This is a genomic window from Maribacter halichondriae, assembly GCF_027474825.1.
Taxonomy (GTDB): Bacteria; Bacteroidota; Bacteroidia; order Flavobacteriales; family Flavobacteriaceae; genus Meishania; species Meishania halichondriae.
This window is the reverse complement of the sequence record NZ_CP107030.1, coordinates 2,534,069-2,558,829: the sequence shown is the minus strand read 5'-3', so window position 1 is coordinate 2,558,829 and position 24,761 is coordinate 2,534,069. Positions and strand designations below refer to the sequence as shown.

Here is a 24,761-nt window from a genome sequence, read left to right as displayed (position 1 = left end):
TTATTCGATAAGCGACAATGTAGTTTTACGCCAGAATTCAGGTAGGTATGAGTGTTATATATGTGTTACTGACCATCAGCATTGTTGTTGCGGTCATCTTTTTCACTGCATTTATCGTTTCGGTTCGAAGTGGTCAGTATGATGATTCGTATACCCCGTCTGTACGTATGCTGTTCGAGGATGAATTGGTAAAAACTAAGCCTACCGAAGGAAAAAGAAAAAAGTCACGTTCAAAAGGTAAAGGGCAAATTATGTCATCAAGACAAAAACAAACAGATTGCCACGCTACGCTCGCAATGACAAAGAAAAAACAAATCCAACTAAATAAAAGTTTAAATCAATAATTATGGAAGTACAGCAGTTTTATTACGACAATAAGATCGTAAAAAATTTCCTCTACGCAACGATGCTCTGGGGAATTGTGGGAATGTCCGTTGGCCTGTTGTTGGCCTTTATGTTCATGTTTCCGAACTTGACAGATGGCATATCGTGGTTGAGTTTTGGTCGTCTACGACCGTTGCATACCAATGCCGTAATCTTTGCCTTTGTGGGTAACGCAATTTTTGCGGGAGTTTACTACTCCACACAACGCCTGCTCAAAGCGCGAATGTTCAGCAATTTTCTGAGCCAATTCAACTTTTGGGGCTGGCAATTGATTATTCTAGCTGCTGCGATAACACTTCCACTAGGGTATTCCACTTCAAAAGAATATGCCGAGCTTGAATGGCCCATCGACATTGCCATCGCCCTGGTTTGGGTCGCTTTCGGGGTCAACCTCATCGGTACGATGATAAAACGTAGACAGCGCCATTTATACGTGGCCATTTGGTTCTACGTGGCCACCTTCGTTACCGTGGCCGTACTTCATATTTTCAATAGTTTAGAGCTTCCGGTAAGTGCTTTGAAAAGTTATTCTGTTTACGCTGGTGTACAGGATGCCCTAGTTCAGTGGTGGTACGGCCACAATGCGGTGGCGTTTTTCTTGACTACTCCTTTTCTTGGGTTAATGTATTATTTTGTGCCCAAGGCGGCGAACCGCCCTATTTATTCTTATCGACTATCGATAGTTCATTTTTGGTCATTGATCTTTATTTATATCTGGGCCGGGCCACACCACTTATTGTATTCCGCTCTGCCCGATTGGGCCCAAAATCTAGGGGTTGCGTTCTCTGTTATGCTAATCGCTCCGTCATGGGGCGGTATGATAAACGGACTTCTTACTCTTCGTGGCGCTTGGGACAAAGTTAGAACCGATCCGACCCTAAAATTTATGGTCGTTGCCATTACCGGTTACGGTATGGCCACTTTTGAAGGCCCGATGCTTTCGCTTAAAAACGTAAACGCTATTGCCCACTTTAGCGACTGGATCATTGCCCACGTACACGTTGGTGCCTTGGCTTGGAACGGTTTCTTGACCTTCGGGATGATCTATTGGTTGGTACCGAAAATGTTCAAGACCCGTTTGGCAAGCGTCGGGCTGGCGAACTTCCATTTCTGGATCGGCACATTGGGAATCATCCTTTATGCTTTGCCTATGTACGTCGCCGGATTTACACAAGCTCTAATGTGGAAAGACTTCAATCCGGATGGCACCTTGGTCTACGGTAACTTCTTGGAGACGGTAAACGAGATCATGCCTATGTATTGGATGCGTGCCATAGGAGGTACCCTATACATTATAGGTGCCTGCGTTATGGTCTATAACGTTATCGTTACCATTAGGTCCGGTAGCAAAGTAGAGGACGAATTGGCCGAAGCAGCAGCCTTGACACGGGTATCGAAAAAGAGAACGGCAGGCGAGACCTATCACACTTGGTTGGAACGCAAACCAATACAATTGACCATCTTCGCTACTGTCGCAATTTTGATCGGAGGCATCGTTCAGATTGTTCCTACGATTTTGGTCAAATCGAACATCCCGACCATAACAAGTGTAAAACCCTATACTCCTTTAGAACTGGAAGGTCGTGACCTTTATATACGTGAGGGCTGTGTAGGCTGCCACTCGCAAATGGTGCGTCCGTTCCGCAGTGAGGTGGAGCGCTATGGCGAGTACGCCAAAGCAGGGGAGTTCGTGTACGACCACCCTTTTCTTTGGGGAAGTAAACGCACCGGACCAGATTTGCTCCGTGTAGGCGGAAAGTATTCAGACAATTGGCATCTGAACCATATGTACGATCCTCAGAGTACATCTTCAGGATCCATCATGCCGGCCTACCAATGGCTGGTACGTAACAAGCATGATCGAAGCGAGGTCGAAGATAAAATGGAGGCTATGATTTCCCTTGGGGTACCCTATTCCGAAGAAGATGTCACCAATGCCCAGACACATATGGCAGAACAAGCTTCGCAAATAGAGAAAAACCTCTATACGGACCCTGATTTTGCCAAAGGCTATGAGGCTGACAAAAAGAATGCCGCTGAAAACGGTGAGGAATTCATAGAAATGAAAGATCGCGAAATAGTCGCCATGATCGCCTACCTACAACGTTTGGGTACTGATATCAAAGTAAAGGAAACGAACGAACTGTTATCTGAAAATAAAGAATAAAAAGAACCAAGAGTCTAGAGCCAAGAGTCAAGACTAAAAAGTATTGCATTTCGTCTTGTCTCTTGATTCTTAACTCTGCAATCTGAAAATATCATGCTAAAATTTGTAAAAGGTTATATGGAAAGTATAGATGGCGTCGCCACCTATCCCATGATATCATTGATCATCTTCTTTGCTTTTTTTGTGGTGCTTTTTTGGTGGGTCTTTACCGCCTCGAAAGCACATATCAAAGAAGTGAGCGAATTACCCTTAGAAAAAGACAACCAACAAAACATTGAATTATGAAAAACATGGCACCCTGGTGGATCCGAATCCCTGTACTATTCTTCCTGATTTTCGGATTGATGGAATACTTTATTGACTCCGGCGAAAAGCCTGCTATTATCGAATATCCCATAACCCAGTTCTTTATGCTGATGGTATTGTTGATATTGATCGGTATCGAACTGATATTGCAATCTGTCGAAAATGTTATGCTGCAAACGCTGTCACCTGAAGCAAAGGAGCGCTATCTAGCTTCGAAAGCCGAAGGCTTTAAGTGGGAATGGGGCCAAAAGATGTGGAAGAAAATGACCGGCAACAAACCAATTGAGGCCGAAGGTGAAATCATCTTGGACCATAATTACGATGGCATTCGGGAGCTGGACAATAAACTACCACCATGGTGGGTATGGATGTTCTATGCCACTATTGTTTTCGGAGTAGTCTATCTTGTTCGTTTTCATGTATTTGGAGACTATGACCAAGACACGGAATATTTGACCGAAGTTAGTATCGCAGAGGCCGAGATTGCCGAATACAAGAAAAACGCCAAAGGTTTGGTCGACGTGAATACAGTCGAACTTTTGACCGATGCATCGGACATCAGTGCAGGTAAGGCTATTTTCGAAACCAGCTGCGTAGCCTGTCACATGGCCGACGGCGGTGGCGGAATCGGCCCTAACCTGACCGATGAATATTGGATCTTGGGTGGTGGCATCAAAGAAGTTTTCAATACCATTTCGGAGGGAGGCCGTGACGGAAAAGGCATGGTGGCATGGAAACAATCATTAAAACCGTTGGAGATGGCCCAAGTCGCAAGTTACCTACTTGAATTTCAAGGTACGACTCCCGCCAACCCAAAAGCTGCCGAAGGTGAAATTTGGGTTGATGAGAATGCCCCAAAGACAGAAGAAGCTACCCCAGAGCAAGAGAAAGATTCAACTTCAATAGTAACAGATTCGACCACTGTCGCGTTGAAATAAATCAATCAATAGTTCCTTCCCTCCTTTTTTAAGGAGGGAAGGTAAAACCCAGGCGACCAACCATCCCGACAAAAAAATTTCAAAATTAAAATGGCACAAGACCAAGAAAATTTTAGGGATAGTATTGGCACGATCAACGAGGAGGGAAAACGGGCATGGATTTTTCCTAAAAAGCCAAGTGGTAAATGGTACCAATACCGCAAATATGTAAGTTATTTTTTACTGGCATTTTTAATCGCCGCCCCTTTTGTAAAGATAAACGGCAACCAGTTTTTGATGTTCAATGTGCTTGAGCGTCGCTTTAATATTTTTAGCTTCCCGTTCTGGCCGCAGGATTTTCATTTGTTCGTGATTTCGATGATCATCGGGGTCATATTCATTGCCCTGTTCACTGTAGCTTTCGGTCGTATTTTCTGCGGATGGATGTGTCCACAGACCATATTCTTGGAAATGGTCTTCCGAAGGATCGAATATTGGATCGATGGAGATCGAGGTGCCCAAATTAAATTAGATCGACAAGAATGGAATGCTGAAAAAATCAGGAAACGGGTTACTAAATGGACCATATTCTTTATTATATCATTTTTGATCGCGAATGTCTTTTTGGCCTATTTAATTGGGAGCGATAGATTGCTAGAATACATAATCGACGGGCCTTTACAGCATGTCAGTACATTGGTTTCCCTTTTGGTCTTTACCGCCGTATTCTATTGGGTATTCGTTTGGTTTCGAGAGCAGGTCTGTATCATTGCCTGCCCATATGGAAGGATGCAAGGGGTTTTGTTGGATAATAAATCCATCGTCGTTGCCTATGACCACAAACGAGGCGAAGCGGAGAATGGGCGGAAAAAATGGCGGAAAAATGAAGATCGCGAGGCCATGGGGCATGGTGATTGCATCGATTGCTTTCAGTGCGTCAATGTTTGCCCAACGGGAATCGACATCCGTAATGGAACGCAATTGGAATGTGTCAACTGTACCGCTTGTATCGACGAGTGCGATACCATTATGGAAAAAGTCAACCTTCCTAAAGGCCTCATCCGCTATGCCAGTGAGGATGAAATTACCAAAGGAGAAAAATTCAAGTTCACCCCACGGTTAAAAGGCTACACTGCGGTATTGACGATCTTAACGGGCGTACTTATAGGAATGCTCTTTTTGAGAAACGATCTTGAAGCCAATATATTAAGACTTCCTGGTCAATTGTACGAGCATAAAGAAGGTAACATAATCAGCAACGTGTACACCTACAAATTGGTCAATAAGACTACAAAAGATGTTGAAGATGTGAATTTCAAACTCCTATCCCACAAGGGAACGGTAGAACTCGTGCGCCATGAAGATTTTAAAGTACCAGCACAAGATTTGGCAGAAGGTACTTTATTCATAGAAATCAACAATGCCGCCGTCAAAAGCGATAAGGAAAAAGTGAAGATTGGGGTGTATAGCGGTGATGATCTTATCGAAACAACGACGACGGCATTTCTGGCTCCTAGGAGTTATAAGTAAAAAAAGTTCGAGGTTGGATATACGAGATACGAGGTTTGAAGCAAGACGTCTTTGCGAGGAACATAGAATAAAATTAAAATAGAGGAAAAATGGCAAAGGCGACAAAGCAATCTGTTGAAGCAAGTACCAATATTAAACAGATTGCTTCGTGCCTCGCAATGACAAAAAAATTGAAAAGATTCACTTCTTAAAGGGAATAAAAAATAAAAATAATAGCTATGAAAATAAACTGGGGAACTGCAATCGTAATCGCATTTATAGCCTTTATCAGCTTTATATTATTCTTTGTCGTGCGTATGAGCACGGATGGCCGTGCCAACCATGATCTCGTTACCGAAGAATATTACAAAGCCGAACTTGGGTACCAAAAAGAAATTGATGCCGAGACGAACGCAAACGAAAATGCGAAAATCACAATGAAAAAAACACCGGAAGGTTTGCTTTTGAAATTTCCGGAACAAACTGATTTCCAAAAAATAAAAGGAACGGTGTCCCTATACAGGCCATCCAATAAACACTTGGATTTTGACTTACCCGTAAGCATATCCAATGCACATTTGCTCATACCTGACAAACGTTTGTTGGATGGTCGCTGGGACATTAAAGTTTCATGGGAATATAAAGGGGAGGATTATTTGCATAAAGAGAGTATTACCTATTGATGTCTTTGCGAGGAGCATCTAAAAAGTTTAGACCAAATTAAATGTCGAGTGTGACGCGGCAAACTGTTGAAACTTAGTGCAATTATCCAACAGATTGCTTCGTGCCTCGCAATGACAAATTAAAATGTTAACATCAGCCATCATATTAGGATTAATGGGAAGCCTTCACTGCATCGGTATGTGCGGCCCCATTGCCTTTATGCTTCCTGTAGATAGAACGAACAACACCAAAAAATTCGGTCAAATATTCATCTATCACTTTGGTAGACTTATGGCCTATGGAATCATTGGATTGATATTCGGACTCTTAGGCAAAGGATTATATGTTTTCGGCATACAACAAAACCTTTCTATTGCCATTGGGATATTAATGATTCTAATTGTCTTGATTCCATATAAGACGTTCGGTAAATACAACTTGTCAAAACCTATCTATAAAATCATCTCAAAAGTTAAAAACAGATTGGGCCAAGAACTGAAAAAGAAATCCCCCGATACGTTCTTGACCATCGGTTTTTTAAATGGATTTCTACCCTGTGGATTGGTCTACATGGCACTCTTCGGTGCCATTGCCATGGGCAATGCTTGGCAAGGTTCTTTATATATGATTCTTTTCGGACTGGGAACGATTCCTCTAATGACCTCGGCTATTTATTTTAGTGGAATACTTAAAGATGGCCTCCGGCGTAAAGTGCAAAAGGCAATTCCTGTTTTTGTAGTAATAATAGGGGCACTGTTTATTCTCCGTGGAATGGGACTAGGTATTCCATATATCTCACCTGCACCTGTAGCCGAAGTAGTTTCAGCCGAAATGGAATGTCATAATTGATTTGATAAATAATATACTATTCATTAGATTTAATCTCTTTTTAAAAACTGAAATATAATTGAAAATGAGACGTCCGTTGATTTTGGCCTTTGCCTTTTTCCTATTTTTTTGTGCGAATATTCTAGGCCAAGACAAAACAAGTGAAAAAGAACCTCGTGGAACTGAAAACTTGGCCTACCAATGGGGTAAAATGGCATTGGATGCAACAGCCAACGATACCGAAAGATTCAAGCCTAGACCCACCATAACTTCACGGTATTTAGGCCTGATTTTTGTTTCTATCTTCGATGCCTGGTCGCGCTATGATGAAAATGCGATTCCGGTTTATTTGACCGGAATGGAAAGAAGACCGTCATCTGAGCACACTTTGAAAAATAAGGAAATTGCCATCAGCTACGCCGCCTTCGGAGCGATGAAGGAGTACTATTATTCCGATACGGAGATGTTCCGAAAATTTATGGTCGATTTGGGATACGACCCAGACAATACATCCTTGGATCCGAGCACGCCGGAAGGTGTCGGAAACCTTGCGGCCAAAGCCGTGATCGCTGCCCGAAAGAATGATGGCAGCAACCAATATGGTGAAGCGGAAGGTTCGAACGGCGAACCTTATTTTGATTACACGAACTATAACCCCGTGAATTCCGTTGAAGAGAATACTGATATTAACCGCTGGCAGCCCAAATATTTTTCCGATGGAAAAGGTGGACAGTATGCGCCCGGTTGCCTGACTCCTTATTGGCAAAAAGTAAATCCCATAGCATTGAAATCTGCCAACCAGTTCCGTCCCGGACCCCCGCCTATGGTAGGTTCCGAACAATTGGAGAAAGAGGTAAAAGAGGTCATCGACCTTCAGGCCAACCTCACCGATGAAGACAAGGCCTTAGTAGAATTTATGCGTGACGGACCACAATCGGTTCAACAAGCTGGCCACTGGCTCAAATTTGCCCAAGACGTTTCCCGACGCGATAACCATACCTTGGACGAGGATGTTAAAATGTACTTTTTAACCGAGGTAACGGCCATGGATGCCTTTATCGCTTCATGGGATTCTAAAATGTTCTACGACTATGCCCGGCCTTATGCACTGGTACATGACTATTACCAGGATCAGGTCATTAAAGCCTGGGGCGGGCCAAGTGCCGGTACGATTGAAATGAAAGGTCAGCAGTGGCGACCCTACTCACCTGAAGAATTTTTATGTCCGCCTTTCCCAAGTTATGTTTCGGGTCACAGTACCATTAGCGGGGCCTGTGCAGAAGCACTGCGTTTATTTACGGGGAGTGATGAGTTTGGCGAAGAAGTCGAGCTGGTTCCAGGGGTGCTTACCGAAATCGACTCAATGTATTACGGCAAACCTGTAATCTTGAAATTTCCCACTTTTACAGAAACTGCGAATATGGCCGGAATTTCCCGTGTAATGGGCGGCTACCATATTCAGGCCGACAACGTTGCGGGACTACAATTAGGGCGCGATGTCGCGAGTGAAACCTGGAGGTTCTATCAAAAACATCTCGGACAAAAAGTAAATTAACCAACAACACTAGTTTAAAAGGGGAACTCGATTTCGACTTCCCCTTTTTTATTTTCTTAAAAGCGAAAGCACGATAAATATGACAATGTTTATGTTTTCTTGAAACCATCCTATTAATCTCTACGGCCTTAAGTACAACTTTAAACGAAAATAGGTTCAACGGCTTAAGCTGCATCAATAATAAAATCAGTATTTTAACAATGTGGACAAGCAAGAGCTAAAAGAAAGAACAGACGTTAGACTATTGGTCGAAACATTCTATGGGAAAATAAGGCAGCACGAAATCTTGGGGCCTATTTTTAATGGAATCATTTCAGATTGGGACAGCCATTTAACGCTGCTGACCGATTTCTGGGAAACCCAACTTTTCTTAAAACGCAAATACCACGGAAATCCCGTTACCGTACATCAAGAAGTCGATGACAAAATGAACCACACCATAACACCTGAGCATTTCGGGCTTTGGCTCAACCTTTGGTTCGCAACCATCGATGAACTGTTCGAGGGTGAAACGGCCTGGATCGCCAAAAATAGGGCGCAAAAGATGAGCACCATGCTGTTTATGCAGATCTATCAACATAGGAATAAAACCTAAAAATCTTTTCTTTTCGATTTGAAGGACAATCGCCAGATCGGTAAAAGCGTCCATAAAAGTAAAACCCCTACTGAAACCATCAACCCTAAATTTGTACCGAAGAATTGCTTAAAAATGGCTCCTGTATATCCTAGAAGTGCAGAAATATCCAATTTTAGAAGGATTAGGGTTCGTGACAAATCAATGGGGTTGAACATGGTGGCAGCCAAGGAAAACGAATCCAAAGGGTATTCCTCAAAAACGATGAGAGACAATAAAAAGAGTCCGTCATAAATGACGGCCAAAAACAACCACAGTAAAACCGCATAGCCAAAACCTTTTATTTTATTTTCGTTGGAGAGAGCAATGTTAAATGCTAGCGCCGTAAAAATAAAGGTCAAAAAAGCCCCTGTTACCAATAGTAGGGTAAAATCCCAAATCGCTTCACTTCTGAACAATCCATATAGCACAAAAGGAATACCCAGACCCAAAACCAAACTTAAGGTCAGCGAGCCAGCTACACCAAAATACTGCCCTAAAAAGATGGAAGACCTCTTTAAGGGTTGTGCCAATAGTAGTTCAGTGAATTCCTTGGAATTGTAAAAATACATCACTCCAAAAATGGTTCCGATTAATGGTACCAAAACAATGATAACGTTCATTAAGGTTATCACCGCTTTTGAAAGATCATTGTTCAAAAACAACAGCACGAACCCCAATGCCAGATAGAACAAAAAATACACATAGCTCCAGCGGCTTCGTATCAAGTCGTAAAAACTATATTTTAATATTTTAAGCATCGGCCGTTTGTGTTGAGATTGCGGCAATGGCATGTTCAAAATCGGCTTGGCCGGTCTTTGTTTTTAAATCCTTCATACTGCCCCTAAAATATATTTTACCTTCCAAGAGGTAAACGATTTCATCCGCCATTTCCTCTACAAACTGCATAATGTGGGAAGTGATTAAAATCGTCTTTCCTTTTTGTTTTTCTTCCTTTATCAATTCCTTCAAACGGATCAAGGAAAGAGGGTCTAGTCCGGTCGTTGGCTCATCCAAGATCATTAACGGACTATCGAACATAAAGGTCAGAACAATATTTACCTTTTGCTTGGTTCCTCCCGAGAGGGTACTCAATTTTTTATCCAGAAATGGCTCCAAGGTGAACACTTCTATCAATTTTTCTTCGTCGCTGGGTTTTTGTCTTAGATCCTTTATCATGCGAATTAACTCTTTCACCTTCAGATTTCCAGGGAAATTTGCTATTTGGGGCAGGTAATCTATTTCTTGACGGTACCTCCAACTGTTTCGAATATTGGCATCGAGAACCGAGATGTTCCCTTTGTTCGGAATGACCATCCCCAAAATACTTTTAATCAATGTGGTTTTGCCAGATCCGTTGGGACCGAGAACGGCGAAAATTCCACCGTCTTCTATTGACAAATCAACACCTGAAAGCACTTGGTTCTTTCCGAATTTTTTATGTAGGTTTTGTATGTTTATCATTTATTGTCATTCCCGCGTAGGCGGGAATCTGTTTAACGTTAGTTCTTATGCTCCATGGCTTGGGCTTTCAACTCCTCCGTCTTCTTCCCCCGCTATAGGCGGGATCGAATCCACCTCCCCCCATCTGAGGGGAGGAGCCGTTCAATTATTCCTTTTTCCTTTAACCTCTAACATTTTCCATCTTTTACTTCGTACATCGTACTTCGCATATCTACTTTCCTTACGTCTTTTTTCTCAAGTCCTTTACTGCCTACTGCGACCGCTAACTGCCAACTTTTTTCATCATCGGACTCGCATCTACCAGATTATCCGGCGTAAAAACCGGGGAAACTTTTTCTGAAAAGTCAATGATATCCATAAACAAACTCCGCAATAGCACAATGGTTTCCGGAGTTCTATTTACAATATAGGAGAAAAGCTTTACGGGGCGATAAGGAACATCTCCTATTCCATCTTTATCAAGATCATAACCCGTATAACTGCTCCAATAATTATTTTCAAAAACATTATCGTTCAGTTTACTATTGTATGAAATATCGAAGGAATTATACAAAAAGTTATTGTTGACAAACGAATTGGTATAACATGCTCCTCTCACTTTGATGGCCCAGCCATTATTGATAAAGTCATTATTCTTATACACAATTCGATTCGAACCTTCAATATTGATGCCGATGGTATTCTCTTCAAAGGTATTGTTGCTGATCTCGGCATCATTGATTTCCTTGAGCAGCACTCCGAACGAAGCCGTGCCCCAATTTTTTTTGAAGGTGTTGCCCTGCATCTTTATCTTCTTTGAAAACATGACCGCCACACCGGCCCCATTGTTCTCGAACGTATTGTCGGTATAAATGTCATCGTTGGAGAACATAAAGTGAAGTCCGTACCTAAGATTGTTAGAACTAGTATTGTTGTGAATGGTAATGTTGTCGGAAAACTCTAGATAGATCCCGTCACGCACGTGTTGTACAATATTATTTTCAACGACAATATTCTTGGAGTACCAAAGCTGGATGCCGTTTCCGGAATTGTATTCGTCAACGGCATCACCGATAATTTTATTATGATAGATCTTACCGTTGTTCGATTTTTCCAAATAGATACCAAAAAACAGTTTTTCGAGCACCACGTTTTGAATCAAGAAATTCTCGCTCTTTACCACACGGATCGCCGCATAATCGGAAGTATAGCTTGTTCCGACATTGATGATGAAAAGGCCGTCTACGGTAACTCCATCTGAAATAATCGTAATGATCTCGCCCTGATCTTCCCCATCGATTATAGGGAAATCTTCGCCTAAAAGGGTCAAAGGTTTGTCAATAACGATATTGAATTCTTTATAGGTGCCCTTTTTAATCAAGAGGGTGTCATTTTCGGATGCCAATTCTACCCCTTTCTTTATGGATGTTATTTCACATGACGGACATATCGTGATCGTTTCACCATACAACGAGGCACCAAAAATCATTGCAGTAATTGCGAGGTAGACTTTTTTTGGCATATTACCTTTTTTATCTAACGATCAGAAATTTGGAATTTTCTTTCGCCTCGACCCAATGTACCATTTCTTTTGGAAAATTAAAATGTTGGTGTTCGTTTAAACGGAAAGTTTTTCCGTCGATATGAAAATCTATTTCACCCTCCAGGACGATCAATTGTGCATCGGTGGGGGAAGTATGTTCGGGAAAAATTGATTCCTTCTCCAAACTAATGCTAAGAATTTCAAATACATCGGTCTTTACAAGTTTCTCTACCTTGAGTTTGTCAAAGGATTGTGAATTTATAATATTACTAATCTTGTACATTGTTTTTATGGATATTGCCGAGTTGGTATTTGGCTAATTACTGAATCTAGACTTTAGTTCTTCCCAAGTGAATAAATCCCCTCCATTTCCTGATTGGGCCATTTCGGCTCCCTCTTTTGTGCCAAAAGCTGTGAGAAATTCTCCCATGGGACTGGGAATGCCTTTGCTTATCAAAAAGGTAGCCTTCGTAGCATCGATCAATTCGCCAGGAGCCTCATAATCATTGACTAAAAAAAGTGCGCCTTTGAAATTATCAACTTCTTTCAAATGGTTCATCATGCATTCGGAAGCATCAAATTTAAAGGCCTTTCCCTTATCCGTCACGAACTGGGCCGCATGCTGTTGATCCACAATAGTCATACTGCAAAAATGGCAAACATCCGAACCGTATACAATTGGCTGAGGTTTCACCGTGCATCCGATTGTACTCATCGCGAGTATTGCAAATACTAAAAAATTGAATCGAGAATTCATCAATTTACTTTGATGGTTTGCTTTTTCTTTTCTTTTTTTCCAACAAAATATGCCACCAGACCAAGTGCGATGCCTAAACCGAGACAATAGGCCCCAGCTTGTGGATACGAATGCGCCCTAAAGTTCAAAATATCCTTGGTGCCGAAAAGAGGCGGCTGAAAACCCATGACCGAACCATCGGGATTGGTAAATTTCATAATCGCCTTCGGATCCAAATCATGTCCATAATCATGTTCCCACAAATAAAAATCATACATTCCGGCGGCACTTACCAGGATCATCATAATGAACCAATACAGAAACCATTTATAATTGGCCTTGAATCCGATTATCAATCCGATAACAGTGGTTATGATAATACCGATAGGAAAAATTTTGAATTCGGGAATGGCATCCGGAATGTACTTCATTCCCACATAATGGTTCATCAGATTGATATTCTTGATGTCATGCGGATTGGCATCTGCAAAATCATTGATATAAATATTCATTCCCAAGGGAGTAGGGTATTGAGGAGCTTCGAGAGTAATATTCCAAAGTGGGAATACGAAAAGCAACAAAGGTAACAATGCTCCCAAAAGCATAATTATTCGTGATTTCTTCATGGTATCAATTATTAAATCCGATTGGAATAAAAAGCGGGAAGGTCTTGGAACACAACCCGCTTTTCTGCTTGAAAAAAGTACTCTCTAGGGTAAAATCAATCTTCTCCCAAAGACCATTTAAGGTCGATGTTCGAATTTGCAGGAGAAACCCTTACATACCCCTGCATTTCTTGGTGCAGTGCCGAACAGAAGTCGGTGCAATAGAACGGCCATACTCCTACTTGTTTGGGTTCCCAAACAAAGGTTTCTGTTTGACCAGGCATAATCAACAACTCAGAGGTGTTGGCCCCTATAATACTAACGCCGTGCGGTACGTCATAATCTTGTTCCAAATTGGTTACATGGAAGTACACTTTGTCGCCGACTTTGATTCCCTCAATGTTATCAGGATTAAAATGGCTACGGATCATCGACATATACACGTGCACTTCTTTTCCATTGCGCTCGACTTTCACGTCGGCGTCATTGGTAGTAGCATATTTATGTTTATTGTCTTTAAGCTCGAAGATTTTTTTGGAACGCGCCTTAATAATATCGGCAGGAATACCCGCGGCGTAATGTGGTTCACCAATAGTTGGAAAATCCAGTAAAAGCTCCATTTTTTCTCCGGAAATGTCATAGAGTTGTGCGGACTGGGTAACCTCCGGCCCTGTTGGCAAGTACCTATCTTTGGTTATTTTGTTCATGGCCACAACATATTTACCGAATGGTTTTCTTGAATTTCCACCGGGAATCATTAAATGACCAACGGAATAGTAACAAGGTTGTCTATCGATAACTTCCCATGTGCCCACATTCCATTTTACGACTTCAGAAGAGATGAAGAAGGTCGTATAGGCATTACCCTTTCCATCGAATTCGGTATGTAACGGGCCTAGACCGCCACTTTTGACTGTTCCGGCCAATACATCTTCGAATTTTAATATCGGAATGCCGTAAGCCTCACCATCGAACTTTTCGCCTTCGATAGCGGCTAGCATTTTAGTGAACGAGTGTACGGTCAAATCAGCTGATAGTTTACCGTTGCCGACGATATATTCTCCAGTTGGATCTACATCGCAGCCATGCGGTGATTTAGGGGTGGGTAGAAAGAAAACGGCACCGGGAACCTCTGTGGGATCAACTACCAACACTTCTTTCTTCATTGTAGAAGTAGCTGTGTGGGTGGCATCGTCATATACGTTATGTGCATAGTTCGCAGGCATTTTTTTCCTCCACCGTTGTTTACATATTCCTCGATTTTCTTCCAGTTTACGGCAGCGATAAAATCCTTATCATTTTGCGAAGCGTTTACTTCCAACAGTGAATTGGCCTCTTCGGTATTGTAAGTGGTAAAGAAGAACCATCCATGTGATGCTCCCCTTCCAGGATGTGACAGGTCATAATCGAAACCAGGCATCAGTAGTTGGAATTTGATATCCATGCCACCATCTTCGGGATCAACACTGATAAAGGAAAGCGCTCCCTTAAAATTGCCTTTATATTCATTGATGGGCATATCCCTTTGAGGAACAGGTACCGAAAAACGCGTTCCTGCCACGACATACTCGGTATTCTCGGTAACGAAAGATGAACTATGGTTACCGGCACTATTCGGGATTTCAATAATCTCGGTGGTTTCAAATACGCTCAGGTCTATCTTCGCGATTCGTGGCGTGTTATTGCCGTTGATGAATACATAGCGACCATCCAATTCTCCAGCAGTCTGTGAAATATCAGGGTGGTGTGAATCGTCCCATGGCACAAATCCGAAAGAGGTATTTAACATCGGTTTGGTCTCTTCATTATAGCCCCAGGCTTTTTCAGCATCCTGTGAGAAAACCGGAATCACCTTAAATAGCCTACCTGAAGGTAATCCGTAAACGGACAGCTGTCCGCTAAATCCGCCTGAAATAAAGGCATAGAATTCATCGTGTTCTCCCGGGGCTACATATACCCGTTCTGCCGCATTCGAGGACAGCGCACCGTTGCCGTTGGTCGTTTTACTCTTGGGTTGGCAGCTGCTAATTATGGCTGCAACTCCCAAAACACTTAGTATTAAATAGCTTAATTTTTTCATTTCTTATGTTTATTTATCGGTTGTTATTATTCAGATGGGGGCAATATCACCTTATCGACAACATGTACGATTCCATTTCCCGCAGGGATACTTGCTAAAATTTTTGCTCCTCCTACGTACACATCATCACCCTTTGTTTCTACCGTTGTGTTCTGATCATTGGCCTGACCCAGTTTTTTGAACTTCTTTAAAAAATCCTTGCTGTAATTGCCAGCGGTCACGTGATGTTTAAGAATATTCGCTAAGGCATCTTTGTTTTCGGGCTTCAACAAATTCTCTACGGTGCCTTCTGGCAGTGCATCAAAAGCTGCATTAGTGGGTGCAAAAACCATTAGTGGTCCTGCATTGACCAAAACATTCTCAAGCTCCGCCGCCTGAACCGCGGCAACAAGCGTCGTGTGATCTGGGGAACCGATGGCAATCTGTAGAACATTGGATTTTGATACATCATCTTCAATAAAGGCTTGCCCCTGTTTATTTACTTCACCTGTTTCCGTTGTTTTTGTAGTGGAAGTTGAAGTTTCAGTCTTGGTCTCATTTTTACAGCTACTTATCAATAGCAGCATGAAAAATGAACCAATCAATACTTTGAGATAGGTGGTTGTTTTCATATGTTTTATTTTAAGGTTCTAAAAAATTCCAATACACTTCTGGCTTGTTCTTCAGTCAAACCTTGGTTCGCCATAGGCGCACTATTGAACTCCGCCAAAAGATCTATTGCCAGCGGATCTTCTTTGACCATCGCCTCTGGGTTCAAAATCATATTCATAACCCATTCTGGGCTGCGTCTTTCCAAAATATTGTTCGGAGCGGGACCAATGAATTTTTTCCCAACCCTATGGCATGCCATACACATTTGGTTATAGACCTCTTCACCTTTTTTGGCCATGGCCTGGTCGATTTCTGAACCCAAACTTATAGATGTGATAGGGCCCACTCCCTTGTTCGATAGATCGATTCTTTCAGATGCAGGCGTTGCGTTAGCGGTAGGTACATTTTCGGCCGGTTTTTCGGTAGTGGTCTTTTCTCGTTCTACGCTGAACCCTTCTTTCTTCTTTTCTTCCTTTCCACCGCAGCTCATCAGCAGTATGGAAAAAAAATGGCAAAACTTCTAAATACTATTTTCATTTTTATGGTTGTTAACAATTAATAGGTCAAATGTAATAGGCTTATCAAAAGGGAAATATGATATATATCATATAAAGGACAAAAAAGTCCTTTAATCTTTATATTTGTGAAAAACTCTGGAGATATGTTGTCGAATTCTTCCAAATATGCCCTAAAAGCAGTACTCTATTTAGCGGTAAACTCTTCCGCAAAGCATAAAATACTAGTTAAGGATATTAGCGAACCTACTAATATTCCCAAACCTTATCTATCTAAAATTTTGCAAGCATTGTCTCGACACAACATCGTGTCTTCGGTGCGTGGCCCAAAGGGAGGATTTTATCTTTCAGAAGAAAATAGAAGTGTTCGTCTGATGAAAATAGTACAGATTATCGATGGCGATAATCGCCTTACCTCTTGCATGTTAAGTATACATGAATGTAATGCCGAACACCCCTGCCCTATGCACCATCTCGTCGGCGATACTAAAACTCGTTTCGTTAAAAACCTAGAAGAAACTGCCGTTGAGGATTTGGTAAGCGATATTGAAGCAGGGAAGTCTTTTTTGCCACTTTGAAGGGAGGTCCGAAATATTGGACCTAGATGTAAAGCAAAAAGGTTCATTTAAAGAACCCGTCTTTTACAATTCTGCCTAATTACAATTCAAAATTTGAAAAGAAAAACGTAAATTGTTAAGTTGATTGAACACAACTCGAAATCCATCCAAATGAAAAAAGATACTTCACGCCGACTGTTTCTTAAAAAAGCTGCTCTGGGTTCCGCCGCCCTAACTTCTGCCCCTTTTATTCTTTCTGCCTCAAAAGGCGAAAAAATTCTGATGGAAAGGCGATATGCACAGCATCGTTATACGGCAAACGACCAAATCAATCTTGGTCTTATCGGAACAGGAATCCAGGGCATATTCGATACCAAAGCGGCCCTAAAGACAAATGGGGTAAAGTTGGTCGCTGCCTGCGATCTCTACACGGGTCGCTTAGATCGCGCCAAAGAACTCTGGGGCAATGATGTATTCGTTACTAGGGACTACCGCGAATTATTGGAAAGAAAGGACGTCGATGCCGTTATCGTCGCCACCCCGGACCACTGGCACAAAACAATTACGGTTGCCGCTATGAAAGCAGGTAAGCATGTATACTGCGAAAAACCTATGGTACAAAAATTCGAAGAGGGGCAAGAGATAATAAATACGCAGAAATCAACCGGGGAAATCTGCCAAATAGGTAGTAACGGTATGTCTTCACTAGGCAACGAAAAGGCTAAAATGCTATATAAGGATGGAGCTATAGGCGACCTTATACTTTTCGACTTTCACAGCGATCGCTATTCTTCCGAAGGAGCTTGGCAATACCCCATTCCGCCGGATGCAAGTCCCGATACCGTCGATTTTGACACTTTTTTGGGAACTGCCCCGAAAGTACCCTATGACCCTACCCGTTTCTTCAGGTGGCGTAATTATCAAGATTATGGCACCGGCGTACCGGGCGATATGTTCGTACATGCCTTTTCGACATTGCACTATATCATCGATTCGGTCGGGCCGACAAGAGCAATGGCCTCTGGCGGACTACGTTATTGGAAGGACGGCAGGGACGTACCCGATATCGCCATCGGATTATATGACTACCCCAAAACACAGACTCACCCGGCCTTCAATGCTTCCTTACGAGTTAATTTTATCGATGGAGCGGGCGGAGGACATTTGTTTCGGCTCGTAGGAACGGAAGGTGCCATGGAAGTGGGCGAAGGTTATGTAAAGTTGACCCGATCAAAAATCGGTTCTGGCTTTGGAGGATATTCCATGATTTCCTTTCCTGAAGCTACCCAAGCAAAAATTCGGGAAGAATATGAGAAAGAAGAAACAGAAAACAGGAAAGCTCTTTTGAAATTGGGCGAAACGATTTTTGAAGCACCCGAGGGATACCAAGGTTCACATTATGACCATACCCATAATTTTATACAGGCCATTCGAGGGAAGTATCAAGTCATACAAGACCCCTCTTTCGGGCTTCGTGCTGCAGGTGCGGCAATTCTAGCCAACGAAAGTTATTTTCAAAAGAAAGCCATCAATTGGGATCCCCAAGCCATGAAATTAGTGTAACCATCATAAGATTATGAGTAAGTATTTCACATTACTAGTACTAGTTTGTTTCTTGAATTCCGTTTACTCTCAAGAGGAAAAAATCAATGTCATCGTTTTCGGGGCCCATCCTGACGATTGTGACAATGATGCGGGTGGTACCGCAATTTTGTTCTCCAAATTAGGCCACAACGTAAAATTCGTTTCGTTGACCAATGGCGATGCAGGGCATCATGAAAAAGGTGGTGGAGAATTGGCGAAAATCAGGATTGCCGAGGCCAAAGAGGCCGGAAAAAGATTCGGGGTCGAATATACTGTTTTGGACAATCACGACGGCGAACTCATGCCAACACTTGAAAATCGTCTCAAAGTCATTCGAGAAATCAGAAAATGGAATGCCGATATCGTAATCGCTCCCAGGCCTAACGATTACCATCCCGACCATCGGTATACGGGTGTTTTGGTACAAGATGCGGCGTATATGGTCATCGTACCCAATGTCGCACCCGAAGTACCACCGCTTAAGAAGAACCCCGTTTTTCTGTATTCTGAAGATGGGTTTCAAAAACCGAATCAGTTCGAACCTGACATCGCGGTAAATATTGATGAAGTTTTTGACCAAAAAATCTATGCCATGGCCGCACACGAATCACAATTTTTCGAATGGTTGCCATGGACTTCCGGAAATCTTGACAAAGTACCTAAAACAGAAAAGGAACGATTGGAGTTTTTGGCAAATTGGCGTTCTTCGGGCCCTAACGAGGTTACTCTCGTAAGTTTAAAAAAATGGTACGGCGACAAGGAGACCGAAGTTAAACATGCAGAAGGATTCGAAATTTGCGAGTATGGTAAGCAGCCTACCGATGATGAAATCAAAAAATTGTTTCCTATGCTTGAAAAATAATCCATTGAAAAAAGAACAACTCAAAATAGATTCAATGGCTATAATATTAAGGGGAAGCATTTTGCTTCCCCTTCATCTTTAATATTACCTATCACTAATTATTTAAATATTGTATTATTAAATCTTAAAAGTAACCACTGGTATTTTCGAATGATTGGCCACATCTTCTCCAATACTGCCCATAAAGAAATGGGATAGCCCTTTGCGGCCGTGGGTAGGTATTGCGATAAGATCGGCACTGCTACTTTCACTGTAGTTCAAAATACCTCTTTCAACACTATAGTCATTATAAATAGCCACTTCTAGGCCTACATTGGCATTGGCAAGAAACTCATTTATTCTTTTATAAGTATCTTGAGAACTTAAGAAACTGTCCCCTGGCGTATTGACATAGACTAAGTCCATTTCAGCGGAAAGTAACGCTGCAAAGGCCTTGGCTTTTTGAAAAGCCAATAGATTCTCTTGTTTGAAATCAGAGGCAAAGACAAAGCGATCTATCTTAAAATTCTCGATTTCGTTCTTGATAACCAAAACGGGGATGTCAGCATTTCTAACTACTTTCTCTGCATTCGAGCCCACAAAGATTTCTTTTAATCCATCGCTTCCGTGCGACCCCATTACAATAAGTTCGGCGTTATGTTCTTTGGCCACTTCGTTGACCTCACTAAAGACCTTATAGTGTTTAATGATAGGGATTACTTTGACATCCTTAACATAAGGTTTGTCCAAAAACTCCCTAAATCGTTTTTCAGCCAATTTTATTAGGAAAACGGTCTGTTCGGGGTGAAAACCTTCTGAGGAGGTAATCATGGCCTGATTCAATTCCAACATGTGTAGCGCCAAAATTTCAGAACCATGTTTTTTTGCCAACGAAACAGCAACTTTTAAAGCATATTCTGATTGTTCGGAAAAATCTAAGGGTACAATTATTTTTTTCATAGTTACTGATTTATTTCCATCCCCTTCTTTAAAGGAATCTGTTTAGTATACAAGAGCTTTTATTAAACCGTCATCGAAAACAAACGTGTTTCCGGTGCTTTTCTATGTAATAGAACGTCGAATGCCATACAAACATTGCGCACGAAAGGTCTTCCTTTTTCGGTTACCCTTAATCGGTTCGGTCCTACTTCGACCAATCCGTCAAACTCCATTTCATTCAGCTTTTCAAGCACCGTATCCAAGGATGAAAAAACCATGTCTTCCTCATGCCATGAGGTCTCCAATCGGCACATTACATTTAAAATATGCTTTCTGATGATTTGGTCTTCATCTGTTAAAATATGTCCCCTATATATGGGAATGATTCCGTTATGAACCAAATGTTGGTATTCTTCGATATTTTTAACGTTTTGGGCAAAACTATACCAGCTATCACTGATACTCGAAGCGCCCAGCCCGATCATCAGTTGAGTTTTTGAAGCGGTATATCCCATAAAATTACGGTGCAAATCGCCGCTTTCCATTGATTTGTAAAGACTATCGGACGACAATGCAAAATGATCCATTCCGATTTCATGATAGCCTACTTCCGCCAATAATTGCCTTCCATTTTCGTACTGACTTCTTTTTCTTCCCCGGTAGGCAAATCGGTGTCCTTATATCCTCGTTGACCGTTTCCCTTTAGCCATGGCACATGTGCATAGCTATAAAAGGCCAAGCGATCGGGCATGAGTTGCTTGGTCTTCAGAATGGTCTCTTTAACATGCTCCAAGGTTTGGTGTGGTAATCCAAATATGATATCATGTCCAACGGAAGTATACCCGATTTCACGGGCCCACTCCGTCACATGCTGTACGCTCTCAAATGACTGAACCCTGTGAATGGCTTTTTGCACGCCCTCATTGTAGTCTTGCACACCGTAACTCACCCTTCTAAAACCAACATCGTACAAGGCTTGTAGATGTTCGCGACTGGTGTTATTGGGATGGCCCTCAAAGCTGAACTCATATTCTTCTGCACGATCGGCATGTCTAAAAATATCATTGATGAGCCTTTTGAGGTTTTCAGGAGAAAAAAAGGTCGGTGTTCCGCCGCCAAGGTGCAATTCTTTTATAATGGGTTTTTCAGAAAAAAGATTTCTGTACAAGTGCCACTCCCTTAAAACGGTATCGATATAAGGAGATTCCACATCGTGCCTCTTGGTAATGCGCTTATGACAACCGCAAAATGTGCACATACTTTCACAAAAAGGAAGATGTATGTATAAACTTATGCCTTCGGCAGCGTTGCTCTCGCCAAAACTTCTAATTAATGTTTGGTTCCATTTTTTGCCTGAGAAGGTCTCCATATTCCAATACGGAACAGTAGGATAACTCGTGTAACGTGGACCGGGGATATTGTATTTTTGCACTAGGCTGCACATAGTATGTAATTTGTATCATACAAACTTACTTGCTATGTCTAGCAAAAAACATGATAAATGTCAGGTCTATGGTATTGCCTTTGACATCAGTCTTTTGCACCCATCTGCACCTTGCCCAGCTCATTTCCATTTCCATCCAAAAAGAAAGGTTCGAAATCAGTGTCTTTGACCCAGCCTGCTTTCGGATTTTTTCCATTCATAAAATCTTCATAGAGATTACGACCCCGGCCCGCAAGAAATGGGGCCTGCTCGTACAAATGCCCATAGCCGATCATTCGCAAATCACCTTGTTTTAAAAGTCTTGCCTCCATTTCTTTTTTCAATTCTGTCTTTATAATCGCATAAGCAATATCATCGGCCAAGTTCTTCATACAGAAAGGGTCATTTTCGATATCGTATAATTCTTCTTCTACCCTTTTTCCAAAATTGAGTTTCCAAAATTCCTTGTCACCATTTCTTCTAAGATTTAAAATCTCGGTCTTGGTCGGACTCTCATCGGTATTCAAATAGCCCGTTTCAGGGTTGCCCGATGGCCAACGGTCGATTTCATAATTCTTGATATAAAACATATTATTTTTATGGATGCCTCGGATGGGATAGCCCACATCACCCGGTCGTCCCGTATCGTGTCGTTCTTTGCCCACAAGAACAAAATTTCGATCCGCTTCGATTTGGCCCGATTTCTCGGAAGTTATAATGTTCAGTAAACTTTTTCCGGCAGCTGGATGCATTCCAGAAGACTGCCAATCAACTCCTGCCGCTTCCAAAAAAGTAGGGGCAATATCAACAAAGCTTATATAATCGTCAACTTTTCTTCCTTGCACCATCATTTTTCCCTTCCAAAGTATTGCCATTGGAATATGGTTGGCATTTTCATATTGGTCTCCCTTGACCCTGGGGAAGGGCATTCCATGATCGGAAGTGACAACGATCAGGGTATTTTCCATTAGATTCTTTTCTTTTAAGGTCTCTAGAATTTTACCAATATGTTTATCGGTATCTTCAATTTCAAAGGCATAGTCAAGCAGATCGTTTCGGGTCGTTTCGTTATCCGGCCAATACGGGGGGAAATCGGTGATCATCTCCTCAGATTTACCGGCCAGTTTTTTCCCGAACCGTATTCATACCCTCGGTGGGGTTCAATGGTGCCCACCCAAAAACTCCAAGGTTTGTTAGCAGGAGCTTTATCCAAAAAATCGGTAAAATTTGCACTGTAATCGTTCGGACCAATAAAAGAGGTAGCCGGTTTTAAAGTTTTTTCGTTGTAGGCAGGGCCCATGACTTGGCGTTGGCTACCGTCTTCCCTTACTGTTATGCCCGGAGCCCAGCCTTTTCCGGTATGGCCCGTAGTATATCCGTTCTCAAGCAGTACTTCTTGATACGTCTTGAATTTGGCGGGAAAATAAATTACATGATTGGCAGCGGCATCGAGCTGCCACGAGTTTCTTCCCGTAATGATCGAAGCTCGTGAAGGTGCGCATTTTGCGTTCGGTGTGTAGGCCCTGTTAAAAAGAATCCCTTCTTTGGCAATAGCATCAAAAGCAGGGGTTTTGACATAAGTGCTTCCGTAGGCACTCATGTCCAATCCCGCGTCATCGAACATGATGACCAGGATATTGGGTCGCTCTTGCGTAAATGAAAACCCACTAATCAGTACAAAAAGCCAAAATAAAGTAGTCTTGTAATTCATAATTTCAAAGGTATTTATTGATAGCGCATTGTGATTCGGAATAGTTTTCCAATCAAAAATCTAAATATTCAAGAACTGCCGCGTCGCCTTTCAATGCGTTTTCGGGCAAAGCATGGGTCGCATTGAAAACTTTTAAATCTTCTTTGGGCAGAACGGTCACAAAGTCTTCCTTAAAACCGTCTTCATACGGAATTGCCGAAAGGTCCAACGCCAAATGATAGGCGAAAAAGTTATACATAGGTGCCCTTTTAGAATATCTGTAGTCATGTTTTTCCGAAGGCAGATGTACGTTCTCGACCTTATGCTCCGCATTGTACAGCGCATATACCTTTTTTATATATGGATATTCAATGTTCGGGGTATTTCGTGTCCAGTCCCCACCGTTAGAGATGAGCAATATGGGTCTAGGGGCCGCACTCGCGGCAATCTCAACATTATTGGTTTGAAAATCTTCGGCCTTATGCACGGGCATACCACTCTCGCATACACAGCCCCCGAAAAAATGGGCCGAGATTTGTACAACCGGGGCAATTACTTTAATCCTTGGGTCAATAGCTGCCAGCATAAACGTCTGTGTCGCCCCGCCGGACCCACCGGTCATGCCAATCCTATCAGAGTCGACATCGGGCAGTGACAATAAATATTCCAACACTCTTTGACTACTAAAAGTCTGCAAGAGCAACGCAATCGGTATTTCATGATCGACCTGCGAACTTTCACCTCGCCCCACCATATCATAAGCGAAGACCACCGCACCCATTCTGGCCAAAACCGCGGACCGCGTCTGTACATCCTCAAGTAGGCGCTTGTCTTCTAAATGGCCGTGTGGGCTTAAAACAGCGGCAAGTTTGCCGTCAGTTTTCAAAGGCCGGTACAGATTGCCCGTAATATAGAAGCCAGGGAAGCCTTCTATTGCGATATTCGACACACTATACCCATCCATTTCCCTTTTACTATGAATAATTGAATTGAAATTTCCAGAAATCTTTGGCATCTTGTCCCATTGCATTCCCTTTTGGAGGAGCGTTCTTATTTTATCCCTCCTCTTTGCCCATGAGTCAAGGTCATCCCACTGTTCGGCGAATTCTTTCATTTTAAGGTTTGCCTCATCAGGTGTCCAATAATTACCCATGCACAAATTATCCGCTTGAGCATGTAACCCAAAACAAATGAGGATACTAAAAAGTATTGGAATTTTTTTGTCTGTCATTATACGTAAGCCTCGCTGAATCATTCCCTGAAAATATAAAA

The 24,761-nt window shown here is 42.1% G+C and carries 23 protein-coding genes and 3 pseudogenes; 12 read left to right on the top strand and 14 right to left on the bottom strand.

Annotation, left to right across the window (positions count from 1 at the left end):
- Window positions 1–47 precede the first annotated feature (47 nt).
- The 9 genes and pseudogenes from ccoS to N8A86_RS11620 form a co-directional block, all read left to right on the top strand.
- Window positions 48–209, top strand: a pseudogene (gene ccoS, locus N8A86_RS11660) (cbb3-type cytochrome oxidase assembly protein CcoS); the annotation flags it as partial.
- Between the two features lie 137 nt (window positions 210–346).
- On the top strand, window positions 347–2,551 hold the full coding sequence (gene ccoN, locus N8A86_RS11655) for a cytochrome-c oxidase, cbb3-type subunit I (protein WP_273565546.1): 2,205 nt from the start codon (window positions 347–349) through the stop codon (window positions 2,549–2,551).
- A 93-nt stretch (window positions 2,552–2,644) separates the two neighbouring features.
- Window positions 2,645–2,836, top strand: a complete 192-nt coding sequence (locus N8A86_RS11650; protein ID WP_273565545.1) for a CcoQ/FixQ family Cbb3-type cytochrome c oxidase assembly chaperone — start codon at window positions 2,645–2,647, stop codon at window positions 2,834–2,836.
- Window positions 2,833–3,795 (top strand): cbb3-type cytochrome c oxidase N-terminal domain-containing protein, encoded by a 963-nt coding sequence (locus N8A86_RS11645; RefSeq protein ID WP_273565544.1) that lies wholly within the window; start codon window positions 2,833–2,835, stop codon window positions 3,793–3,795. The genes N8A86_RS11650 and N8A86_RS11645 overlap by 4 nt, the downstream gene beginning before the upstream one ends.
- A gap of 90 nt (window positions 3,796–3,885) precedes the next feature.
- On the top strand, window positions 3,886–5,304 hold the full coding sequence (gene ccoG / locus N8A86_RS11640) for a cytochrome c oxidase accessory protein CcoG (RefSeq protein ID WP_273565543.1): 1,419 nt from the start codon (window positions 3,886–3,888) through the stop codon (window positions 5,302–5,304).
- A 218-nt stretch (window positions 5,305–5,522) separates the two neighbouring features.
- Window positions 5,523–5,966 (top strand): FixH family protein, encoded by a 444-nt coding sequence (locus N8A86_RS11635; protein WP_273565542.1) that lies wholly within the window; start codon window positions 5,523–5,525, stop codon window positions 5,964–5,966.
- 124 nt (window positions 5,967–6,090) lie between these two features.
- Window positions 6,091–6,795, top strand: a complete 705-nt coding sequence (locus N8A86_RS11630) for a sulfite exporter TauE/SafE family protein (RefSeq protein WP_273565541.1) — start codon at window positions 6,091–6,093, stop codon at window positions 6,793–6,795.
- Window positions 6,796–6,859: 64 nt separating this feature from the next.
- Window positions 6,860–8,329, top strand: a complete 1,470-nt coding sequence (locus N8A86_RS11625; RefSeq protein ID WP_273565540.1) for a vanadium-dependent haloperoxidase — start codon at window positions 6,860–6,862, stop codon at window positions 8,327–8,329.
- A 202-nt stretch (window positions 8,330–8,531) separates the two neighbouring features.
- Window positions 8,532–8,924 (top strand): group III truncated hemoglobin, encoded by a 393-nt coding sequence (locus tag N8A86_RS11620; protein WP_273565539.1) that lies wholly within the window; start codon window positions 8,532–8,534, stop codon window positions 8,922–8,924.
- On the opposite strand, the gene N8A86_RS11615 is transcribed toward N8A86_RS11620, so the two are convergent.
- The 9 genes and pseudogenes from N8A86_RS11615 to N8A86_RS11575 all read right to left on the bottom strand — a co-directional run bounded on the left by N8A86_RS11615 (window position 8,921) and on the right by N8A86_RS11575 (window position 16,430).
- Complete coding sequence (locus N8A86_RS11615; RefSeq protein ID WP_273565538.1) at window positions 8,921–9,703, bottom strand: ABC transporter permease; 783 nt, start codon at window positions 9,701–9,703, stop codon at window positions 8,921–8,923. The two genes, N8A86_RS11620 and N8A86_RS11615, sit on opposite strands and share 4 nt — an antisense overlap.
- On the bottom strand, window positions 9,696–10,406 hold the full coding sequence (locus tag N8A86_RS11610) for an ABC transporter ATP-binding protein (RefSeq protein WP_273565537.1): 711 nt from the start codon (window positions 10,404–10,406) through the stop codon (window positions 9,696–9,698). The genes N8A86_RS11615 and N8A86_RS11610 overlap by 8 nt, the downstream gene beginning before the upstream one ends.
- Window positions 10,407–10,668: 262 nt before the next feature.
- Entirely contained in the window at window positions 10,669–11,907 is a 1,239-nt protein-coding gene (locus tag N8A86_RS11605) for a nitrous oxide reductase family maturation protein NosD (RefSeq protein WP_273565536.1), read from the bottom strand.
- 10 nt (window positions 11,908–11,917) lie between these two features.
- On the bottom strand, window positions 11,918–12,211 hold the full coding sequence (locus N8A86_RS11600; RefSeq protein ID WP_273565535.1) for a cupin domain-containing protein: 294 nt from the start codon (window positions 12,209–12,211) through the stop codon (window positions 11,918–11,920).
- Between the two features lie 33 nt (window positions 12,212–12,244).
- A complete protein-coding gene (locus tag N8A86_RS11595) occupies window positions 12,245–12,643 on the bottom strand; it encodes a nitrous oxide reductase accessory protein NosL (protein ID WP_273565534.1) in 399 nt (132 codons plus the stop codon).
- 41 nt (window positions 12,644–12,684) lie between these two features.
- Complete coding sequence (locus N8A86_RS11590; RefSeq protein ID WP_273565533.1) at window positions 12,685–13,290, bottom strand: hypothetical protein; 606 nt, start codon at window positions 13,288–13,290, stop codon at window positions 12,685–12,687.
- A gap of 95 nt (window positions 13,291–13,385) precedes the next feature.
- Window positions 13,386–15,349 (bottom strand): annotated as a pseudogene (gene nosZ / locus N8A86_RS11585) (Sec-dependent nitrous-oxide reductase).
- Window positions 15,350–15,375: 26 nt separating this feature from the next.
- Entirely contained in the window at window positions 15,376–15,960 is a 585-nt protein-coding gene (locus N8A86_RS11580; RefSeq protein WP_273565532.1) for a fasciclin domain-containing protein, read from the bottom strand.
- A 5-nt stretch (window positions 15,961–15,965) separates the two neighbouring features.
- Window positions 15,966–16,430 (bottom strand): c-type cytochrome, encoded by a 465-nt coding sequence (locus N8A86_RS11575; protein WP_273565531.1) that lies wholly within the window; start codon window positions 16,428–16,430, stop codon window positions 15,966–15,968.
- A 153-nt stretch (window positions 16,431–16,583) separates the two neighbouring features.
- Between N8A86_RS11575 and N8A86_RS11570 the strand changes: the two genes are divergently transcribed.
- From N8A86_RS11570 to N8A86_RS11560, 3 genes are all read left to right on the top strand, one after another.
- A complete protein-coding gene (locus N8A86_RS11570; protein WP_273565530.1) occupies window positions 16,584–17,033 on the top strand; it encodes an RrF2 family transcriptional regulator in 450 nt (149 codons plus the stop codon).
- Window positions 17,034–17,183: 150 nt separating this feature from the next.
- A complete protein-coding gene (locus N8A86_RS11565; RefSeq protein WP_273565529.1) occupies window positions 17,184–18,575 on the top strand; it encodes a Gfo/Idh/MocA family oxidoreductase in 1,392 nt (463 codons plus the stop codon).
- A gap of 13 nt (window positions 18,576–18,588) precedes the next feature.
- A complete protein-coding gene (locus N8A86_RS11560) occupies window positions 18,589–19,458 on the top strand; it encodes a PIG-L deacetylase family protein (protein ID WP_273565528.1) in 870 nt (289 codons plus the stop codon).
- Window positions 19,459–19,575: 117 nt separating this feature from the next.
- On the opposite strand, the gene N8A86_RS11555 is transcribed toward N8A86_RS11560, so the two are convergent.
- From N8A86_RS11555 to N8A86_RS11535, 5 genes and pseudogenes are all read right to left on the bottom strand, one after another.
- On the bottom strand, window positions 19,576–20,397 hold the full coding sequence (locus N8A86_RS11555) for a universal stress protein (protein ID WP_273565527.1): 822 nt from the start codon (window positions 20,395–20,397) through the stop codon (window positions 19,576–19,578).
- A 62-nt stretch (window positions 20,398–20,459) separates the two neighbouring features.
- Window positions 20,460–21,820 (bottom strand): annotated as a pseudogene (gene hemN, locus N8A86_RS11550) (oxygen-independent coproporphyrinogen III oxidase).
- Between the two features lie 86 nt (window positions 21,821–21,906).
- Window positions 21,907–22,902 (bottom strand): sulfatase-like hydrolase/transferase, encoded by a 996-nt coding sequence (locus tag N8A86_RS11545; RefSeq protein ID WP_273565526.1) that lies wholly within the window; start codon window positions 22,900–22,902, stop codon window positions 21,907–21,909.
- Window positions 22,899–23,510 (bottom strand): sulfatase-like hydrolase/transferase, encoded by a 612-nt coding sequence (locus N8A86_RS11540; protein ID WP_273565525.1) that lies wholly within the window; start codon window positions 23,508–23,510, stop codon window positions 22,899–22,901. Before N8A86_RS11540 ends, N8A86_RS11545 begins: the two co-directional genes overlap by 4 nt.
- Before the next feature lie 52 nt (window positions 23,511–23,562).
- Window positions 23,563–24,642 (bottom strand): alpha/beta hydrolase family protein, encoded by a 1,080-nt coding sequence (locus tag N8A86_RS11535; RefSeq protein WP_273565524.1) that lies wholly within the window; start codon window positions 24,640–24,642, stop codon window positions 23,563–23,565.
- Window positions 24,643–24,761: the final 119 nt, after the last annotated feature.

What these genes read in the sequence shown, in the direction of transcription:
- ccoN (WP_273565546.1), top strand. Translation starts at nt 347, where the DNA reads ATGGAAGTACAGCAGTTTTATTACGACAATAAGATCGTAAAAAATTTC.
- N8A86_RS11650 (WP_273565545.1), top strand. Translation starts at nt 2,645, where the DNA reads ATGCTAAAATTTGTAAAAGGTTATATGGAAAGTATAGATGGCGTCGCC.
- N8A86_RS11645 (WP_273565544.1), top strand. Translation starts at nt 2,833, where the DNA reads ATGAAAAACATGGCACCCTGGTGGATCCGAATCCCTGTACTATTCTTC.
- ccoG (WP_273565543.1), top strand. Translation starts at nt 3,886, where the DNA reads ATGGCACAAGACCAAGAAAATTTTAGGGATAGTATTGGCACGATCAAC.
- N8A86_RS11635 (WP_273565542.1), top strand. Translation starts at nt 5,523, where the DNA reads ATGAAAATAAACTGGGGAACTGCAATCGTAATCGCATTTATAGCCTTT.
- N8A86_RS11630 (WP_273565541.1), top strand. Translation starts at nt 6,091, where the DNA reads ATGTTAACATCAGCCATCATATTAGGATTAATGGGAAGCCTTCACTGC.
- N8A86_RS11625 (WP_273565540.1), top strand. Translation starts at nt 6,860, where the DNA reads ATGAGACGTCCGTTGATTTTGGCCTTTGCCTTTTTCCTATTTTTTTGT.
- N8A86_RS11615 (WP_273565538.1), bottom strand. Translation starts at nt 9,703, where the DNA reads ATGCTTAAAATATTAAAATATAGTTTTTACGACTTGATACGAAGCCGC.
- N8A86_RS11610 (WP_273565537.1), bottom strand. Translation starts at nt 10,406, where the DNA reads ATGATAAACATACAAAACCTACATAAAAAATTCGGAAAGAACCAAGTG.
- N8A86_RS11605 (WP_273565536.1), bottom strand. Translation starts at nt 11,907, where the DNA reads ATGCCAAAAAAAGTCTACCTCGCAATTACTGCAATGATTTTTGGTGCC.
- N8A86_RS11600 (WP_273565535.1), bottom strand. Translation starts at nt 12,211, where the DNA reads ATGTACAAGATTAGTAATATTATAAATTCACAATCCTTTGACAAACTC.
- N8A86_RS11595 (WP_273565534.1), bottom strand. Translation starts at nt 12,643, where the DNA reads ATGAGTACAATCGGATGCACGGTGAAACCTCAGCCAATTGTATACGGT.
- N8A86_RS11590 (WP_273565533.1), bottom strand. Translation starts at nt 13,290, where the DNA reads ATGAAGAAATCACGAATAATTATGCTTTTGGGAGCATTGTTACCTTTG.
- N8A86_RS11580 (WP_273565532.1), bottom strand. Translation starts at nt 15,960, where the DNA reads ATGAAAACAACCACCTATCTCAAAGTATTGATTGGTTCATTTTTCATG.
- N8A86_RS11575 (WP_273565531.1), bottom strand. Translation starts at nt 16,430, where the DNA reads ATGAGCTGCGGTGGAAAGGAAGAAAAGAAGAAAGAAGGGTTCAGCGTA.
- N8A86_RS11565 (WP_273565529.1), top strand. Translation starts at nt 17,184, where the DNA reads ATGAAAAAAGATACTTCACGCCGACTGTTTCTTAAAAAAGCTGCTCTG.
- N8A86_RS11560 (WP_273565528.1), top strand. Translation starts at nt 18,589, where the DNA reads ATGAGTAAGTATTTCACATTACTAGTACTAGTTTGTTTCTTGAATTCC.
- N8A86_RS11555 (WP_273565527.1), bottom strand. Translation starts at nt 20,397, where the DNA reads ATGAAAAAAATAATTGTACCCTTAGATTTTTCCGAACAATCAGAATAT.
- N8A86_RS11545 (WP_273565526.1), bottom strand. Translation starts at nt 22,902, where the DNA reads ATGATCACCGATTTCCCCCCGTATTGGCCGGATAACGAAACGACCCGA.
- N8A86_RS11540 (WP_273565525.1), bottom strand. Translation starts at nt 23,510, where the DNA reads ATGAATTACAAGACTACTTTATTTTGGCTTTTTGTACTGATTAGTGGG.
- N8A86_RS11535 (WP_273565524.1), bottom strand. Translation starts at nt 24,642, where the DNA reads ATGGGTAATTATTGGACACCTGATGAGGCAAACCTTAAAATGAAAGAA.